The organism is Corallococcus praedator (assembly GCF_003612125.1).
Taxonomy (GTDB): domain Bacteria; phylum Myxococcota; class Myxococcia; order Myxococcales; family Myxococcaceae; genus Corallococcus; species Corallococcus praedator.
The window spans coordinates 1-423 of record NZ_RAWI01001176.1; the positions used below are offsets into that span (position 1 = coordinate 1).

Annotated in this window: 1 protein-coding gene; it reads left to right on the forward strand. The window is 57.9% G+C overall.

What is annotated here, in order from left to right; all coding sequences use genetic code 11:
* Positions 1 to 99 precede the first annotated feature (99 nt).
* Positions 100 to 423: acyl-CoA thioesterase family protein (locus D7Y13_RS43605; RefSeq protein ID WP_208734686.1), on the forward strand; the 324-nt coding region annotated here is incomplete at its 3' end.

Sequence of the window (423 nt, forward strand, 5' to 3'; positions counted from 1 at the left end):
GGCCGGGAGTAGACCGCCCGTTCGTAGGGCTACGCCATTGCCTTGTTACGCAATGGCAAGTGCATCGGAAGAATGGACACATGCGCGGGACCACCGCGCATGCGCGGCTGCCGCCAGCAGCCAAATCCATTCTTGGAGTATGCGATGCCGACAGGCCAATCCATTGCCACAGTCGTCAACCACTATCTGCGCAATGCCGAGCTGCCCAAAGCCATTTCTGCGCAGCAGACGTTCCAGCACGCCTTCGATGTCTATCTGAAGGATTCCAACGCCTACGCAAACACGTATTTCGCCCGGTATTTCGAGTGGCAGGGCGTGGTGCGCGAGCGCTGGTTCCACGAATGCATTGACGCTGAGCTGCTCATGAGCGGACGTGTGATCTTCGTGACCAAGCTGGCGCATCAGGAATTCGTTGAAGAGACA